The following is a 15,880-nucleotide window of genomic DNA, read 5'->3' as shown; positions in this document are numbered from 1 at the left end:
AAGTCGGAACGCATTGAGGATAAAAATAGCCGGTCACTCGCTGCCAAAGACCTGGTTTAGATAGTTTGCACGCATGAATTTTAGAGACTTGGAATACGTACTTGCCATCGCCAAACATGGCCAGTTCAGTCAGGCGGCAGTAGCCTGCAATGTATCGCAACCTGCGCTATCCAATCAGGTCAAAAAACTGGAACAGGAACTGGGTGCCGAACTGTTCCTGCGTCTCAATAATGAGGTGCGTCCCACACTGTGCGGAGAACAGATTATTCGCATCGCCGAACGTATTCTGCTGGACGGGCAAAAGATCCGCGACACCGCAACCCAATTCCGGGATCCGGAAGCTGTCCCATACAACATCGGGATGACGCCGACTTTGGCACCTTATCTAACGCAGTATTTCTCAGAACTGTTCAGCGAAGTCTTTCCCAATATGCGCGTCACCATGATCGAGGATCTGCCGCATAACATGTTGCGGATGGTTGAGGACCACACATTGGATCTTGCCTTGGTCGCAAAGGTAAACAACGCTGAGACGCTCGAGTTCACGTCGATCTGGTCCGAACCTCTGTTCCTTGCCGTGCGTGAAGGGCATCCGTTGTGCACACTGTCTTCGATTGCCCCCGAGGATGTACCGCGGCATGACTTCATTCGGTTGCCGCACAGCTTTGGATATGAATTGGAAAACCGACTGCCCAAGGCGGACCCTTCGAACCGGGCCAGCAAACGTTTTGACCTGAGTGCGCTGCGGTTTGAAACGATCTGCCGACATATCTGCCATTCAGATGATTGCACAATCGTCTCCGCCTTGGCAGCCGAGCAGTTCAAAAGAGACCGTTGGCCTTTGTGCTTCATTCCCTTTGATGCGCCAGGCAATCTTCGCGATCTTGGGGCTGCAACGCGACCTGGCTGTCCGCGGCGGCCACTGCTGGACCGCATTGGTGCATTTATCCAGCAGCAACCACCCTCAGGCGTTTCACCGACCTTTGATCTGTAAAAGAACGGACGCCTGTTTGCGCTAAATCAAAGTGCGCGCAGATCATCTCGCTCATAGCTGGTTCAGGGACCATCCGATATCCGCTGCGTTGCGCATTGGCGATCGCGCAATCGTGAACTTAGTTGACAATGGATTTTGTATTTTGGATACATTGAGCAGTGATTTCGCGATGACCAGAGTCGTCAGGGATTGTTCCGCAAAAAGAGCAACGCGAAAGTCAGACAAAAAACATTTCTGGGAGAAACTCATGAAACTGAGATTTTTGGCCGCAACCGCAGCGATTGCGTTGTCCGGCGCTGCGGCGCAGGCAAACACGTTGGTGTATTGCTCGGAAGGTTCGCCTGAAGGTTTCGATCCGGCGCTGTTCACGGCCGGCACAACATTTGATGCCTCTTCGCACCCAATCTACAACCGCCTGCTGGAATTTGAGACCGGCACAACCAACGTGATTCCGGGACTCGCGGAGAGTGTTGAGGCCAGCGATGACGGTTTGGAATACACATTCAAACTGCGTCAGGGCGTCAAGTTCCACTCGAACAACGAATTTACGCCCACTCGTGATTTCAACGCAGACGACGTGATCTTTTCGTTCATGCGTCAGAAAGACGAAGGCCACGCATACAATCAGGTGTCTGGTGGCACGTGGGAATACTTCCAGGGCATGGGCATGCCGGATCTGGTCGAGTCCATCGAAAAGATCGATGACTACACGGTTAAATTTACCCTGACCAAGCCCGAAGCACCGTTTGTCGCCAACATGGCTATGGATTTCGCGTCGATCCTGTCGGCCGAATACGCCGAGGCAATGATGGAAGCGGGAACACCTGAAAAACTGAACACCGCACCGATCGGCACCGGCCCGTTTTCGTTCGTGGCCTATCAGAAGGACGCCGTGATCCGCTATGCGCAGAACGCCGACTATTGGAAAGCTCCTGCGGATGTAGAGAACCTGATCTTTGCGATCACGCCGGATGCGTCGGTCCGCTATCAAAAGCTTAAAGCGGGCGAATGCCACATCATGCCATATCCGAATCCTGCCGACATTCAGGCAATGAAGGATGACGCGGACATCAACATGATGGAGCAAGAAGGCCTGAACGTTGGTTACCTTGCCTATAACACCACGATGGAGCCTTTCGATAATCCCAAAGTTCGCAAAGCGTTGAACATGGCAATCGACAAGCAAGCGATCATTGACGTGGTGTTCCAGGGCTCGGGCCAGGCAGCCAAAAACCCGATCCCACCGACAATGTGGGGTTACAATGAATCGATTACCGACGATCCCTATGATCCAGAGGCCGCCAAGGCCATGCTGGAAGCCGAAGGTGTCTCTGACCTGTCGATGAAGATCTGGGCCATGCCGGTTCAGCGCCCGTACAACCCCAATGCGCGCCGCATGGCCGAGCTGATCCAAGCTGATTTTGCCAAGGTCGGCGTGGACGTCGAAATCGTGTCCTATGAATGGGGCGAATACCTTTCGCGTTCGAAAGAACTGAACCGCGACGGTGCGGTCCTGTTGGGCTGGACCGGTGACAACGGCGATCCAGATAACTTCCTGGCCGTGCTGTTGGGTTGCGATGGTCGTGAAGCATCGAACCGTGCTCAGTGGTGCCATGAACCGTTCGAGGATCTTATCCTGAAGGCCAAGCAAACCACCGATCAGGATGAACGCACCAAGCTGTACGAAGAAGCGCAGGTCGTGTTCAAGGAACAGGCACCATGGGCAACCATTGCACACTCGGTCGTCTACATGCCGATGAGCAACAAGGTGCAGGGCTACAAAGTCCATCCGCTGGGCGGTCACATCTTTTATGGTGTAAGCGTCGAATAACTCACCACTCACGGACCGGAGCTGCCCATGTGGTGGCTCCGGTTTTCTTTTTTGGAGGTCGGCCCTGATGCCGGATTTGTCCGAGTACCGTCAACTGGCAAAGGACATGTCAGTAGACGCCGTGGCCCTTGTGCCCGGTCCGAATTTCACCCGCGCGTTGAAAAAACCATTTATGAGCCACGAGCGCCCCTTTGTGGTCGTGATCCCGGCACAAGGGACGCCGGCCGCGGTTGTACCCAATCTTGAACTGGGGTCGTGGGAATTGGTTGCTTTTGAAGGGGCTGTTTTCGACTGGCGGGATCAGACGGGCTATGACGAAGCCTTCAAGGCGCTGGCCGAGCATATGCCGCTGACTTCGCTAGCCGTCGAAGGGCAGGTCATGCGGGTCTTTGTGTCAAAGGCCTTTACCAACGCTTTGCCTGACCTGCGCATCGTGGATGCCGAACGTGAAATTTCCGGTCTTCGGATTTGTAAAACCGAAGAGGATATTGCCGCCATGCAAGCGGCAATTGATATCTCGGAACGCGCTTTGACCCGTGTGATCGCTGATGTACGCGTCGGCCAAACTGAAACTCAGATTGAACAAGCTCTTGTTCAGGCCCTTTTTGCAGAGGGCGCAACCTCGCTGGCCTTTCCTCCCATCGTCGCGGCTGCAGATAATTCCGCACGACCGCATGGTAAGGCGCGCGCAGATTACCAGATCAAATCTGGCGATGCGCTGCTGTTTGATTTTGGGGCGCGCAAACACGGGTTTGCAGCAGACATCACCCGAACCTTCTTTGTTGAAAAGGTTTCGGACGAGGGGCGGGATGTCTATGACACGGTTTTGCGCGCAAACCTTGCCGGGTTCGAAGCGTGCCGTCCGGGTGTCACCGCACATGATATCGACGACGCGGTGATCAGCGTGCTTGAAGCCTCACCTTACGCCGACCGTATCCGCACTAAGACCGGCCACGGGCTTGGCCGTGACGTGCACGAGGCACCGTACATAATGCGTGGGAACCAACAGGAAATGCTGCCCGGCATGGTCTGGACAAACGAGCCGGGTCTGTATGAGTTGGACAACTTTGGTGTGCGCATAGAAGACGACGTGCTTGTAACGCAGGATGGATGCCGGTCTTTGACCAGCTTTCCCAAAGATCTCACAATCATAGGTCGCTGATGTTTGGCTATTTTCTCACACGCCTTGGCATGTTCATCCCGACCTTTCTGGGCGTGACGCTTATTTCATTCATGTTTATTCGGGTACTTCCGGGCGACCCCATCATTGTCATGGCCGGTGAACGCGGCATGACCGAAGAACGCTATCAAGAGATGGTGGTGAAGCTGGGCTTTGATAAACCGGTTCTACAGCAATACTGGGACTACCTTGTCGGGGTCATGCACGGCGACTTGGGTGAAAGCTTTGTCACCAAGAAACCGGTATGGGATGAGTTTTTCGCCCTGTTCCCTGCGACGCTAGAGCTGTCAATCTGCGCGATGGTCTTTGCGGTGGCCCTGGGCCTGCCCGCGGGTGTGATTGCGGCGGTGAACCGGGGTAAGTTCTTTGATCGCGCGCTGATGTCTTCGGCACTGGTCGGATATTCGATGCCGATCTTCTGGTGGGCGTTGCTGCTGATCATCGTGTTCTCGGGCAATTTGGGCTGGACACCAGTGTCGGGCCGGATCGACCTGCTGTATTATTTCCCAAGCGTGACCGGATTCATGCTGATCGACAGTTTGCTTTCGGGGCAAGAGGGCGCATTCGGATCCGCCGTGCGTCATCTGATCCTGCCCACCATCGTTTTGGGCACAATCCCATTGGCGGTGATCGCGCGGCAGACACGATCCGCAATGCTCGAAGTTCTGGGTGAGGACTATATCCGTACCGCTCGCGCTAAGGGGCTTGCGCCCACACGGATCAACGGGCTGCATGCACTGCGGAACGCGCTGATCCCGGTAATCACGGTGATTGGGCTGTCGGTCGGCACCCTGTTGGCAGGGGCGATCCTGACCGAGACGATCTTTAGCTGGCCGGGGATCGGCAAATGGATGGTCGACAGTATTTTCCGTCGAGACTACCCGGTTGTGCAGGGCGGGCTATTGATGATCGCTGTGATCGTGATGCTGGTGAACCTGCTGGTCGATGTCCTCTATGGCATCATCAACCCCAAAATCCGGAGACGATGATGGCAGAATTGTCGGCAAACGAGCAAAAAACCGAATCCCGCCCCAGTGCTCTGCGTGAATTCTGGTTTTACTTCAGCGAAAACCGTGGCGCTGTCATTGGTCTTTATGTGTTTTCGGCTTTCGTTTTATGCGCAGCCTTTGCGCCCCTATTGGCCCCTTATGACCCAACCGAACAGTTTCGGGATCACATTCTGCAACCCCCTGCTTGGCAGGAAGGCGGCAGTTGGGCGTTCCCACTCGGCACTGATCCGCTGGGACGGGATATGCTGTCGCGGCTCATTATGGGATCACGGTATTCCTTCTTTGTCGGCATCGTCGTGGTCTGCGTGGCTGTGACGGGCGGCGTCATCATCGGGCTGCTATCCGGCTTTGCGCCGAAATGGGTCGATACGTTGATCATGCGGGTGATGGATATCATCCTGTCTTTCCCTTCGTTGCTGCTGGCTTTGGTCTTGGTTGCGATCCTTGGCCCCTCTTTGACGAATGCCATGATCGCCATCGCCATCGTGTTCCAGCCACACTACGTGCGGCTGACCCGGGCCTCGGTGCTATCGGAACGACAGAAGGACTACGTTACGTCGGCCCGTGTCGCCGGTGCAGGCAAAGCGCGGCTGATGTTCAAGACTGTGCTGCCCAACTGTCTGGCACCGATCATCGTGCAGGCGGCTCTGTCATTCTCGACCGCCATTCTGGACGCTGCGGCATTGGGCTTTCTGGGCATGGGCGCGCAGCCGCCCACGCCGGAATGGGGCACCATGCTGGCCGAAGCGCGTGAGTTCATTCTGCGGGCGTGGTGGGTGGTCACTTTCCCCGGCCTCGCCATTCTGGTCACAGTTTTGGCCATTAACCTGATGGGCGACGGTCTGCGCGACGCGCTGGACCCGAAACTCAAGCGGAGCTGACGACATGAGCCTGTTGGAAATCCGGAACCTTTCGGTCGAATTCGCCACTGCTTCGGGTAAATTCCGCGCTGTGGATGGCGTGGATTTGTCTGTCGACAAGGGCGAACTTATGGCCATCGTCGGCGAAAGCGGATCAGGTAAATCCGTATCGATGCTGGCACTTATGGGCCTGTTGCCATGGACTGCAACCATCACGGCCGATCAACTGAGTTTCGAAGGCAAAGACCTGACCACAATCTCAGCCCGCGACCGGCGCAAGATCATCGGGAAAGACATAGCTATGATCTTTCAGGAGCCGATGTCATCCCTGAACCCGTGTTTCACGGTGGGCTTTCAGATCAAAGAGGCGCTGCGCATCCATTTGGGCCTGAACCGCAAGGACCGCCACCAGCGCGCGATCGAGCTGTTTGATCAGGTCGGCATTCCTGCGCCGGAAAGCCGCCTGAACACGTTCCCGCACCAGATGTCTGGGGGGATGAACCAACGGGTAATGATCGCCATGGCAATCGCCTGCAATCCCAAACTGCTGATCGCGGATGAACCGACAACGGCTCTGGATGTGACCATTCAGGCACAAATACTCGATCTGTTGGTCCGCCTGAGAGATGAACAAGGAATGGGCTTGGTCCTGATCACTCACGACATGGGTGTTGTCGCTGAAACGGCCGAGCGTGTTCAGGTGCAATACGCAGGACAGAAAGTAGAGGAACAGCCGGTGCGCGATCTGTTTCGCACCCCACGACATCCTTATACATCTGCGCTGCTCAGCGCGTTGCCGGAACGGGCAACCTCAAAGCTGTTGCCGACCATCCCCGGTGTCGTGCCGGGACAGTTTGATCGTCCAAAAGGGTGCTTGTTCAGCCCAAGGTGCCAGTTTGCGGATAACACGTGTCAGTCCATTCCGCCCACGCCGCATAGCGAAACCTTTGGAAAAGCGCGCTGTCACCACGTCGAAAGAATTGCTGCCGGAGAATTCGCATGACCGCTCCTATCGTTCAGGCAAATGCTCTGGCGCGTCACTACGAAGTCAAGGGGGGATTGTTTTCCAAATCGGCAACCGTGAAAGCCTTGTCTGGCGTGGATTTCGATTTGCAACCCGGTAAAACGCTGGCCATCGTCGGTGAATCTGGTTGTGGGAAATCGACGCTGGCACGCGTCGTCACAATGATCGAAGAACCCACGTCCGGCACGTTGACGATAGATGGCGTGGACATCTCACCCTCGAAATGGGCACAGATGCGCGAAGCGGTGCAAATCGTTTTTCAGGACCCGTACGGCTCGCTCAATCCGCGCCAACGGATCGGGCAAATTTTGCAGGAACCCCTGATTATCAATCGGCCAGAAATGTCATCATCAGACCGCGAAACGCGGGCCCGTGAAATGATAGATCTGGTTGGGCTACGTCCTGAACACTATGACCGTTACCCGCATATGTTTTCGGGAGGGCAACGCCAACGTATCGCCATCGCCCGCGCCTTGATGCTGAATCCGAAGGTTCTGGTTCTGGACGAACCCGTGTCCGCTCTGGACGTCTCGATTCAGTCGCAAATCCTGAACCTGCTGGTCGAACTGCAAGAGCGTCTGAACCTCGCATACCTGTTCATTTCGCACGATTTGTCGGTGGTCAAACACTTTGCAGACGATGTAATCGTCATGTATCTGGGCCGCGCGGTCGAAAAAGCACCGAAGGAAGAGCTGTTTGCAGCGCCGCGTCACCCGTATTCCAAAGCGCTCCTCTCGACGACACCCCGAGCAGACCCTGATGCACGCAAAGATCGGATCAAACTGGAAGGCGAGTTGCCGTCACCAATGAACATCCCCAAAGGGTGCGCCTTTGCCCAGCGGTGTTGGTTGGCAACAGATGAATGCCGTGTCGAACCACCCGAGCTGTCCGGTGCAACACACCAGGTCGCGTGTATCCATCCGTTGGAACAAGAATAATCAGCTTTCGGCGTTTCGCGTCGCGGTGACCATCGCCAAAAGCTGGTCCTTCGTGCGCTGAATATGTTCTGTCAGCAACGCGCAGGCGTCTTCTGTGTTTCGAGCGCGGGCCAGGGCCAGCAGATCCTTATGATCTTTCTTGGCGGGCTCACGTTGTTCCATCACGCTCAGGTGCATACGGACATAGCGGTCGGACTGTAAGTTGACGCGCTGAAGGATCTCATCCGTAAACCGACGGCCCGAGGCGGAATAAAGTGCCTTGTGGTATTCGTAGTTCAAACGGCCCCAGCGTCCGACATCATAGGCTTCGTAGGACTTCTCCATTTCCGACAACAGCGTTTCGCATCTTTCAAAATCTGTTTCTGTCATCATGGGGATCGAACGTCTGAACAGGTCAACCTCTAGCAAGACACGCAGATCGAATATCTCGGCGATTTCGGAAAGGGAATGCGTGGTCACAGATGCACCACGGTTGTTGGTCAGTTGAACAAGCCCCTCAGCATCCAGACGCTTCAGCGCCTCGCGTATTGGCATACGGGACACATCATAATCTTCGGCAAGGGCTTCTTGGCGAATGGTTTCTCCTTCGGCCATTTCACCACTCAGGATCCGCTCACGCAGGTCATTGGTGATAACATCAGGCAGGCTTTGCCGTGCGATTGCGCGTGGTCCGCTCATTTGTTTGTTCCGGGTCGTAAGTTTGTATCCAAAATACAAACTGAGCGGCATTTTTCCAAGTGGCTTTGCAAAACTGAAACGATGTTAATCCACACTTCGCTTGGGCGGCGATCTTACGGAGAAGCATAGAGCAAGCCAATAGGTTTTATCAAAACAATGAATTGGACCTATATACAGGTTTACTCCAAGTTGCCGCCAAATCGAAGCTGAATCGACTCATTTGAGGCCGCTATGTGGACCTATTCGAACCCGGTCAGCACCGTATTTGGTGCAGGAACCATCGCTGAGATGCCGCGTCTAGTCAGCGGCAGGGGGTATGCTTTGGTCACATATCCTGATGGCCCATTTCGTGACATCACGGCCCGTTTGCAAGAAGCTATGGGTCAGTCCGCTATTGTCATAGATGATGTCGCGCCCAACCCCGATTATCAGTTGCTGAGTGACCAATGCGCCCGGTTTAGCGGGGTCCTGAATGAGGTTGAGGTTATCATCGCCCTGGGCGGCGGATCGGTCATTGACTCAGCCAAGGTTTTCGCCGCCGCCGGTGGTGATTTCGCAAAAGTCTCAACCTTTCTGGAAACCAAGGCCGGTGCAGAACGGCTTTCGGCCATTCCCACAATCGCGGTTCCGACCACAGCTGGAACCGGAAGCGAGGTTACCTGTTGGGCAACCGTGTGGGACGAAGAACGCGGTTTGAAGTATTCTTTGGCCCGACCCAATCTTTATCCAGAAACGGCTGTCATTGACCCCGAGTTGATGGTGAACAAACCCTATGGGTTAACGCTTGCAACAGGTTTGGATACGTTATCGCACGCGCTGGAGAGCATCTGGAACGTTAACGCAAATCCAGTTTCTGCGCGGCATGCCGTCTTTGCTGCGCGCACCATTCTGAACACTTTACCAGAGTTACTAAGCGATCTGGGGAACCTGGCTCTGCGAACGCAGATGGCAGAAGCAGCCCTTAGCGCAGGGCTCGCATTTTCGAACACGAAAACCGCCATCGCCCATAATCTGTCCTATCCCATAACTCTGGGCTGGGGGGTTCAACACGGGATCGCTTGTTCTTTCACACTCCCCCTCATTCTGAAATCGGTGACTGGCATTGGAGGGTTCCGCGAAGCCGCGCTGCATGAGATTTTCGGAGAAGACCTATTGGTGGCCGCAGACGAGTTAGAGGTTTTTCTGACCAGATTGGGTATCTCAACCCGGTTTGCCGACTACGGCGTCTCGGATGCCGAAAGGACCAAGATCATAGATGAAGCTTTTGCCGGTGAACGCGGAAAAAACTTCATTGGAAACAAAGAAGTCTTTTTGACCACTTTAAAAGCCAACGACGCTGCAAAGTCCAAGGTTGCCTGAGGCAATCCCCAAACAACGAACTGAGAATTCACCAAGCCTGAATTGGCATGGATCAATACGCAAGGATCAACCAATGACACTTCAAACCCCGATTTCCGCGAATGAACGGGTCTACCCAACGCCGAAAGTTCCCGCGATCGCGATCTGTCTGGACGGCTGCGAGCCGGAATATCTGGATGTGGCGATCGCGAAAGGCCTGATGCCGACGCTGAAACGCATACGTGAAACCGGCACAGACCGTTTGGCGCATTCGGTCATTCCGTCTTTTACGAACCCCAATAACCTGTCCATCGCAACGGGTCGTCCACCGATCGTACATGGAATTTGCGGCAACTACCTGATCGACCCTGAAACCGGGGACGAAGTGATGATGAACGATGTTCGTTTCCTGCGCGCACCGACCATTTTCTCACAATTCTACGAGGCCGGTTACCGGGTGGCGATGGTTACGGCCAAAGACAAACTGCGTGCTCTTCTCGGCGCGGGCCTGCGGTTTGACGAAGACCGCGCGGTCGCATTCTCATCAGAGCGTTCGGGTGAAACGACCACTGCCGAACATGGTATCGCCAACGCCAGTGAATGGTTGGGCATGCCGGTTCCAGAAGTGTACTCTGCCGAGCTGTCTGAATTTGTGTTCGCCGCAGGTGTAAAGCTGCTGAAGGAATTCAAGCCGGACATTATGTATCTTTCGACGACAGATTACATCCAGCATAAGTTCGCCCCCGATCAGCAAGGAGCGCTGGATTTCTATGCCATGTTCGACAAATACCTAGCTCAGCTTGACGAACTAGGTGCAGCCATCGTGATCACGGCTGACCACGGGATGAAGCCGAAGCACAGCGAAGACGGCACCCCGAACGTCATCTATGCGCAGGACCTGATGGATGAGTGGTTGGGCAAGGACGCCGCCCGCGTCATTCTACCTATTACCGACCCCTATGTCGTCCACCACGGGGCGCTGGGTTCCTTCGCCACCGCTTATCTGCCGGAAGGCGCAGACTGTGCCGATATCATGGCCAAACTGGATGCAATCGATGACATGATCCTTGTCGTGGATAAGGAAGAAGCGATCAAACGCTTTGAGCTGCCCGCTGATCGCATCGGTGACATCGTCATGATATCCGGTGAGAACATGACCATCGGCACGTCCGCCGATCGCCATGATCTGGCAGCACTGAAAGAGCCACTGCGCAGCCACGGTGGACTGACGGAACAGGAAGTTCCTTTTATCGTCAATCGCGTGATTGATCTGAACAACGCACCTGAACTACGCAACTTCGACGCGTTTTTCTATGCGACAACTGCGGCAGCTCTGTAAGATGGACGGTATCATGAACACATCCGACATTCGCCATGAAGGTATGCGCATCGGTGGAGAGGTTGTCTTTACCGACGCGACCGTTCCCGTTCACTACCCCTATACCAACGAAATTGTAGGCACCGTACCTGCCGGCACCGCAGAACATGCGCGCAACGCCTTTGAAATTGCGGCCAACTATACACCTAAGCTCACCCGTTATGAACGGAGCCAAATCCTGCAACGGGCCGGTGAGTTGATTGGTGAGAAACGTGAATATCTGGCAAAATGGCTGACGCTTGAACTGGGTATTTGTCATCAGCATTCGATTTATGAGACCAAACGCGCGCAGGATGTCTATCAGTTTGCTGCTGCAGAGGCGTTGAAAGATGATGGAGAGATCTTCTCTTGCGACCTGACCCATAACGGCAAAGAGCGTAAAATTTTCACCAAGCGCGAACCCGTAAGGACCATCAGCGCGATCACGCCGTTCAACCATCCGCTGAACATGGTCAGCCACAAGATTGCGCCCTCGATTGCAACAAACAATTGTATGGTTTGCAAACCAACCGAGTTGACACCTCTGACAGCGCTCGCGCTGGCAGATATTCTGTACGAAGCTGGTTTGCCGCCCGAGATGTTCCAGGTCGTCACAGGCTGGCCGCAAGACATTGGCGACGAGATGATCACCAATGAAAACATCGACATCATAACTTTCACCGGCGGAGTGCCCGTGGGCAAGATGATCGCATCCAAAGCCGGGTACAAACGGCAAGCGCTGGAATTGGGCGGAAACGATCCTCTGATCGTCTTGAATGACCTGAGCGATGCCGACCTTGAAAAAGCCGCCACAATCGCAGTTGCCGGGGCAACGGGTAACTCCGGTCAGCGCTGCACCGCCATCAAACGCATATTGGTGCAAGAAAGTGTCGCAGATAAATTCGTGCCGCTCGTTCTGGAAAAGGCGAAAGCCATTCGCGTCGGTGATCCGCAGGACCCTGAAACGCAACTGGGCTGCGTTATCCATGCCGATGCTGCCGAGCTGTTCGAAAAACGTGTCTTCATGGCCGAAAAGGAAGGCGCAGAAATCCTCTATCACCCGGGTCGTCAAGGCGCGCTGCTGCCGCCGATCGTGGTCGACAGGGTGCCCCATGACAGCGAACTGGTCATGGAAGAGACGTTTGGCCCGATCGTGCCGATTGTACGGGTTCCCGATGACGACGCGAGGGTGATGGAAATCTCGAACGGAACTGAGTTCGGTTTGTCTTCGGGCGTGTGCACCAATGATCTGAACCGAGCGATAGCGTTCATCAATGGCTTGAATGTCGGGACCTGCAACATCTGGGAACAACCCGGCTATCGCATTGAAATGTCACCATTCGGAGGCATCAAAGACAGTGGGAATGGCGTAAAAGAAGGCGTGATCGAAGCGATGAAGTTCTTTACTAACGTCAAGACTTATTCTCTGCCTTGGCCGGGTTGATCGCAACCTCCAGCAGACTGCGAATAAAACAAAGTCTTAAAAAAAGCCCGGCCAGAAATGGCCGGGCTTTGCAGTAACGGTACCAGGCGGATTATTACCCTTGGACGACGTCCTGACGTTGCACGCCAAGGCCTTCGATACCCAGCTCCATCTTGTCACCTGCTTTCAAGTAGGTTTGCGGGTTTTGACCCATACCAACACCCGGAGGTGTTCCGGTCGAGATCACATCCCCCGGCTGCAGCGACATGAATTGAGACAGGTGTGAAATCACTGTCGCAACGCCGAAATGCATCGTCTTTGTCGACCCGTCCTGATAACGATGCCCATTGACCTCTAGGTACATCGGAAGGTTCTGTGGATCAGCGACCTCGTCACGTGTCACCAACCACGGGCCGATTGGGCCAAAGGTATCGGCAGATTTGCCTTTGACCCATTGGCCCGAGCGATGCAGTTGAAAGTCACGCTCGGAAAGATCGTTTACAACGCAATAGCCCGCAACGTGGTCAAGGGCGTCTTCTTCTGAGACATATTTGGCCTCTTTCCCGATCACGACGCCAAGCTCAACTTCCCAATCGGTCTTGACCGAGCCACGCGGAATTTCAACCGTGTCATCCGGACCAATGATCGCCGATGTCGCTTTGAAAAAGATCACGGGTTCTGCGGGCAACTCCATCCCGCTTTCTGCTGCGTGGTCAGCATAGTTCAAGCCGATGCAGATGAACTTGCCAACCTGGCCAACACACGCCCCGATGCGCGTGCCCGCGTCCACAGCGGGCAAGCTGGACAGATCAAGGGCGCGCAGCTTTGACAGCGCCTCATCACTCAGAGCAGAGCCCGAGATGTCCTGAATTTCACCCGACAAATCGCGGATTGTCCCTTCATCGTCCAGAATCCCGGGCTTTTCGGCACCAGCAGGCCCAAAGCGTAGCAGTTTCATTTCAGTTTCCTTTTCGGATCAAATGGTCCAGCCGCCATCGATAGCAAATGGCTGTCCCGAGGTATATTTGCTGGCATCACTGGCCAGATACAGGGCAAGTTCCGCAATTTCATCAGCCGTCCCAATCCGGCCCATCGGCTGGCGCGCGATGAAATCGGTCATTGCTTGTTCATAGTCTCCGGTTGCGCGCAACCGGTCATGCAAGCTGGGGCTGTCTACCGTGCCGGGGCAAATCGCGTTGCACCGGATGCCACGGGTTACAAAATCCGCAGCAACAGATTTGGTAAGACCAATTACAGCCGCTTTGGACGCGCAATAGGCAAATCGGTTCGGAACACCTTTCATCGAAGACGCAACCGAAGACATGTTGATGATCGAACCGCCGCCGTTTTCCAGCATTGCGGGCAAAACAAGCTTGATCAGCCGGTACATTGCCTTGACGTTCAGATCAAAACTGAAGTCCCAGTCTTTCTCATCACACTCAAGAATCGAACCACCCGCGACATATCCTGCGCAATTGAACAGTACGTCCAATGGCGGAAGGTCTGCGACAGCGGCTTTAACTGCGTCAGCGTCCGTAACATCCAGCTTTAGCGCTGTGATGCCCTCGATCTTTTCCAATTCCGTCAGGCTGGCATCGTTGATATCGCTAGCAAAAACTGTTGCACCTTCCGCAGCAAACAATTCCGCCGTGGAACGGCCGATGCCCTGACCAGCCGCCGTAATTAAGGCAGTTTTCCCAGCCAAACGACCGGACGGTTTCATATCACCCATGCGCCCCTCAAACTTGTTCAGGCAGCAAAGCCGCTGGAAGGTTTTGGTAGCAAACCGGGCGCAGGAAACGCCTGATCGACAACGTGCCCACTGACGTAGCGCCAAAATTCGTGGATGCGGGGTAGGGGCCGCCATGCACCATGCTATCGGCCACTTCGACACCGGTTGGGAAACCGTTGGCCAGCAAACGTCCCGCTTTCCGTTCCAGAATAGGTACCAACTGACGAGCAAGGTCAGCATCGCTGTCATCAAGATGCAAGGTGCAGGTCAATTGCCCCTCAATCGCTTGTGCCGCCTGTTGCATTTGGTCGGTGTCCCGCACCCGCACCACGATACCCATTGGGCCGAACACCTCTTCGTGCAGTGCTGAGTTGCCAAGCCAATCGTCGCCCGACACCACAAACAAGTTTGGCGACGCACTGCGTGGTTTGCTATCCGTCGCAACTGTCTGAGTAACACCGGGTTGCGCAGCCATCTGAGACACACCCTTTCGGTATGCCTCGGATATGCCAGCCGTCAGCATCGTCTGACCCGAGACATCCTTAAGCGCAGCCTCTGCGGCGGCTTGGAAGGCGTCTGCATCGGGTCCGTCCATAACAACGGCTATTCCCGGATTGGTACAGAATTGACCGGCACCCATTGTCAACGAGCCAGCCCAGCCTGCACCGATTTCTGCGCCCCGTGCAGCCAGCGCACCCGGCAACAAGAACATTGGGTTCACTGACCCTAGCTCTCCGAAAAACGGGATGGGTTCTGGTCGTGCTGCACACAGATCGAACAAGGCGCGCCCCGCGCGCAGCGAACCGGTGAAGCCTACCGCACGGATCAGCGGATGTTGGGCTAAGGCCGTTCCCACTTCGATCCCATCGCTTTGAACCAGTGAAAACGTACCGGCCGGATTACCGGTCGCTTTGATGGCCGCGTCAATTGCTTGCGCTACGATTTCGCCGGTACCCGGGTGTGCCGGGTGCCCTTTAACGACGACCGGGCAACCTGCAGCCAGAGCAGCGGCGGTGTCACCACCGGCAACAGAAAATGCCAGCGGGAAATTCGACGCGCCGAACACGGCAACCGGCCCAAGCGGGCGTTGGATCATTGTCAGATCAGGGCGGGGCAGGGGTGCGCGATCGGGCATAGCCGCGTCATGGCGATGGTCAAGGTAATCGCCTTTTTCGATATGGTCCGCAAACAGGCGCAATTGCCCGACGGTCCGCCCCCGCTCGCCCTGCAGCCGCGCCTCTGGCAGGCCAGTTTCCTGACATCCGATTTCAGTAATCGCGTCGCCGCGTGCATCAATTTCATCTGCGATCTTGCGCAGCAAAGCGGCGCGTTCGGCGCGCGTCGACCAGCCGAAAGTGGCAAAGGCCGTTTCTGCAGCTTGCACTGCTGCATCCACATCCGCCGCAGTTCCAACACAGAACGCATGGCTGGGGCCGTGGGCAGGCGTGGACTCAAAAGTTTCGCTACCGCCGATCCATTCGCCGGCGATCAAGTGCTTTCCAGTAAGCATAGTCT

The 15,880-nt window shown here is 55.2% G+C and carries 14 protein-coding genes; 10 read left to right on the top strand and 4 right to left on the bottom strand.

Features of this window, described 5'->3' with window-relative positions:
- Positions 1-73 precede the first annotated feature (73 nt).
- The 7 genes from ACR0DG_RS18295 to ACR0DG_RS18265 all read left to right on the top strand — a co-directional run bounded on the left by ACR0DG_RS18295 (position 74) and on the right by ACR0DG_RS18265 (position 7,837).
- Positions 74-994, top strand: a complete 921-nt coding sequence (locus tag ACR0DG_RS18295) for a LysR family transcriptional regulator (protein ID WP_480699804.1) — start codon at positions 74-76, stop codon at positions 992-994.
- Between the two features lie 247 nt (positions 995-1,241).
- Positions 1,242-2,825, top strand: coding sequence for an ABC transporter substrate-binding protein (locus ACR0DG_RS18290; protein WP_480699803.1), 1,584 nt, complete (start codon positions 1,242-1,244; stop codon positions 2,823-2,825).
- 67 nt (positions 2,826-2,892) lie between these two features.
- The gene (locus tag ACR0DG_RS18285; protein ID WP_480699802.1) at positions 2,893-3,987 is read left to right on the top strand and encodes a M24 family metallopeptidase; all 1,095 of its coding nucleotides are present in this window, start codon (positions 2,893-2,895) and stop codon (positions 3,985-3,987) included.
- On the top strand, positions 3,987-4,994 hold the full coding sequence (locus ACR0DG_RS18280) for an ABC transporter permease subunit (RefSeq protein WP_480699801.1): 1,008 nt from the start codon (positions 3,987-3,989) through the stop codon (positions 4,992-4,994). Before ACR0DG_RS18285 ends, ACR0DG_RS18280 begins: the two co-directional genes overlap by 1 nt.
- Complete coding sequence (locus ACR0DG_RS18275; protein WP_480699800.1) at positions 4,991-5,896, top strand: ABC transporter permease subunit; 906 nt, start codon at positions 4,991-4,993, stop codon at positions 5,894-5,896. Before ACR0DG_RS18280 ends, ACR0DG_RS18275 begins: the two co-directional genes overlap by 4 nt.
- 4 nt (positions 5,897-5,900) lie before the next feature.
- The gene (locus ACR0DG_RS18270) at positions 5,901-6,878 is read left to right on the top strand and encodes an ABC transporter ATP-binding protein (RefSeq protein WP_480699799.1); all 978 of its coding nucleotides are present in this window, start codon (positions 5,901-5,903) and stop codon (positions 6,876-6,878) included.
- Positions 6,875-7,837: an ABC transporter ATP-binding protein gene (locus ACR0DG_RS18265; protein ID WP_480699798.1), complete on the top strand. Its 963-nt coding sequence runs from the start codon at positions 6,875-6,877 to the stop codon at positions 7,835-7,837. The genes ACR0DG_RS18270 and ACR0DG_RS18265 overlap by 4 nt, the downstream gene beginning before the upstream one ends.
- Here the strand turns inward: ACR0DG_RS18265 and ACR0DG_RS18260 are convergent, their stop codons facing one another.
- Entirely contained in the window at positions 7,838-8,515 is a 678-nt protein-coding gene (locus ACR0DG_RS18260) for a GntR family transcriptional regulator (protein WP_480699797.1), read from the bottom strand.
- Between the two features lie 231 nt (positions 8,516-8,746).
- Between ACR0DG_RS18260 and psrA the strand changes: the two genes are divergently transcribed.
- The 3 genes from psrA to phnY all read left to right on the top strand — a co-directional run bounded on the left by psrA (position 8,747) and on the right by phnY (position 12,654).
- Positions 8,747-9,874 (top strand): iron-containing alcohol dehydrogenase PsrA, encoded by a 1,128-nt coding sequence (gene psrA, locus ACR0DG_RS18255; RefSeq protein WP_480699796.1) that lies wholly within the window; start codon positions 8,747-8,749, stop codon positions 9,872-9,874.
- Between the two features lie 73 nt (positions 9,875-9,947).
- Positions 9,948-11,192 (top strand): phosphonoacetate hydrolase, encoded by a 1,245-nt coding sequence (gene phnA / locus ACR0DG_RS18250; protein WP_480699795.1) that lies wholly within the window; start codon positions 9,948-9,950, stop codon positions 11,190-11,192.
- 13 nt (positions 11,193-11,205) lie between these two features.
- Positions 11,206-12,654 carry a phosphonoacetaldehyde dehydrogenase gene (phnY, locus tag ACR0DG_RS18245; RefSeq protein ID WP_480699794.1) on the top strand — a complete coding sequence of 483 codons (1,449 nt, stop codon included), beginning with the start codon at positions 11,206-11,208 and terminating at the stop codon, positions 12,652-12,654.
- Between the two features lie 94 nt (positions 12,655-12,748).
- On the opposite strand, the gene ACR0DG_RS18240 is transcribed toward phnY, so the two are convergent.
- The 3 genes from ACR0DG_RS18240 to ACR0DG_RS18230 are packed head-to-tail and all read right to left on the bottom strand — an operon-like array spanning position 12,749 to position 15,875.
- Positions 12,749-13,591, bottom strand: coding sequence for a fumarylacetoacetate hydrolase family protein (locus ACR0DG_RS18240; protein WP_480699793.1), 843 nt, complete (start codon positions 13,589-13,591; stop codon positions 12,749-12,751).
- Positions 13,592-13,609: 18 nt separating this feature from the next.
- Positions 13,610-14,365 (bottom strand): SDR family oxidoreductase, encoded by a 756-nt coding sequence (locus ACR0DG_RS18235; protein ID WP_480699792.1) that lies wholly within the window; start codon positions 14,363-14,365, stop codon positions 13,610-13,612.
- Positions 14,366-14,372: 7 nt separating this feature from the next.
- Positions 14,373-15,875, bottom strand: a complete 1,503-nt coding sequence (locus ACR0DG_RS18230) for an aldehyde dehydrogenase (NADP(+)) (RefSeq protein ID WP_480699791.1) — start codon at positions 15,873-15,875, stop codon at positions 14,373-14,375.
- Positions 15,876-15,880 lie beyond the last annotated feature (5 nt).

The organism is Ruegeria sp. BG8, assembly GCF_056538325.1.
The sequence above is the reverse complement of the archived record's forward strand: the minus strand, read 5'-3'. Positions and strand labels throughout refer to the sequence as shown.

Bases quoted from the DNA above. Each gene is read 5' to 3' on its own strand.
- ACR0DG_RS18295 (WP_480699804.1), top strand. From the start codon at position 74: ATGAATTTTAGAGACTTGGAATACGTACTTGCCATCGCCAAACATGGC.
- ACR0DG_RS18290 (WP_480699803.1), top strand. From the start codon at position 1,242: ATGAAACTGAGATTTTTGGCCGCAACCGCAGCGATTGCGTTGTCCGGC.
- ACR0DG_RS18285 (WP_480699802.1), top strand. From the start codon at position 2,893: ATGCCGGATTTGTCCGAGTACCGTCAACTGGCAAAGGACATGTCAGTA.
- ACR0DG_RS18280 (WP_480699801.1), top strand. From the start codon at position 3,987: ATGTTTGGCTATTTTCTCACACGCCTTGGCATGTTCATCCCGACCTTT.
- ACR0DG_RS18275 (WP_480699800.1), top strand. From the start codon at position 4,991: ATGATGGCAGAATTGTCGGCAAACGAGCAAAAAACCGAATCCCGCCCC.
- ACR0DG_RS18270 (WP_480699799.1), top strand. From the start codon at position 5,901: ATGAGCCTGTTGGAAATCCGGAACCTTTCGGTCGAATTCGCCACTGCT.
- ACR0DG_RS18265 (WP_480699798.1), top strand. From the start codon at position 6,875: ATGACCGCTCCTATCGTTCAGGCAAATGCTCTGGCGCGTCACTACGAA.
- ACR0DG_RS18260 (WP_480699797.1), bottom strand. From the start codon at position 8,515: ATGAGCGGACCACGCGCAATCGCACGGCAAAGCCTGCCTGATGTTATC.
- psrA (WP_480699796.1), top strand. From the start codon at position 8,747: ATGTGGACCTATTCGAACCCGGTCAGCACCGTATTTGGTGCAGGAACC.
- phnA (WP_480699795.1), top strand. From the start codon at position 9,948: ATGACACTTCAAACCCCGATTTCCGCGAATGAACGGGTCTACCCAACG.
- phnY (WP_480699794.1), top strand. From the start codon at position 11,206: ATGAACACATCCGACATTCGCCATGAAGGTATGCGCATCGGTGGAGAG.
- ACR0DG_RS18240 (WP_480699793.1), bottom strand. From the start codon at position 13,591: ATGAAACTGCTACGCTTTGGGCCTGCTGGTGCCGAAAAGCCCGGGATT.
- ACR0DG_RS18235 (WP_480699792.1), bottom strand. From the start codon at position 14,365: ATGGGTGATATGAAACCGTCCGGTCGTTTGGCTGGGAAAACTGCCTTA.
- ACR0DG_RS18230 (WP_480699791.1), bottom strand. From the start codon at position 15,875: ATGCTTACTGGAAAGCACTTGATCGCCGGCGAATGGATCGGCGGTAGC.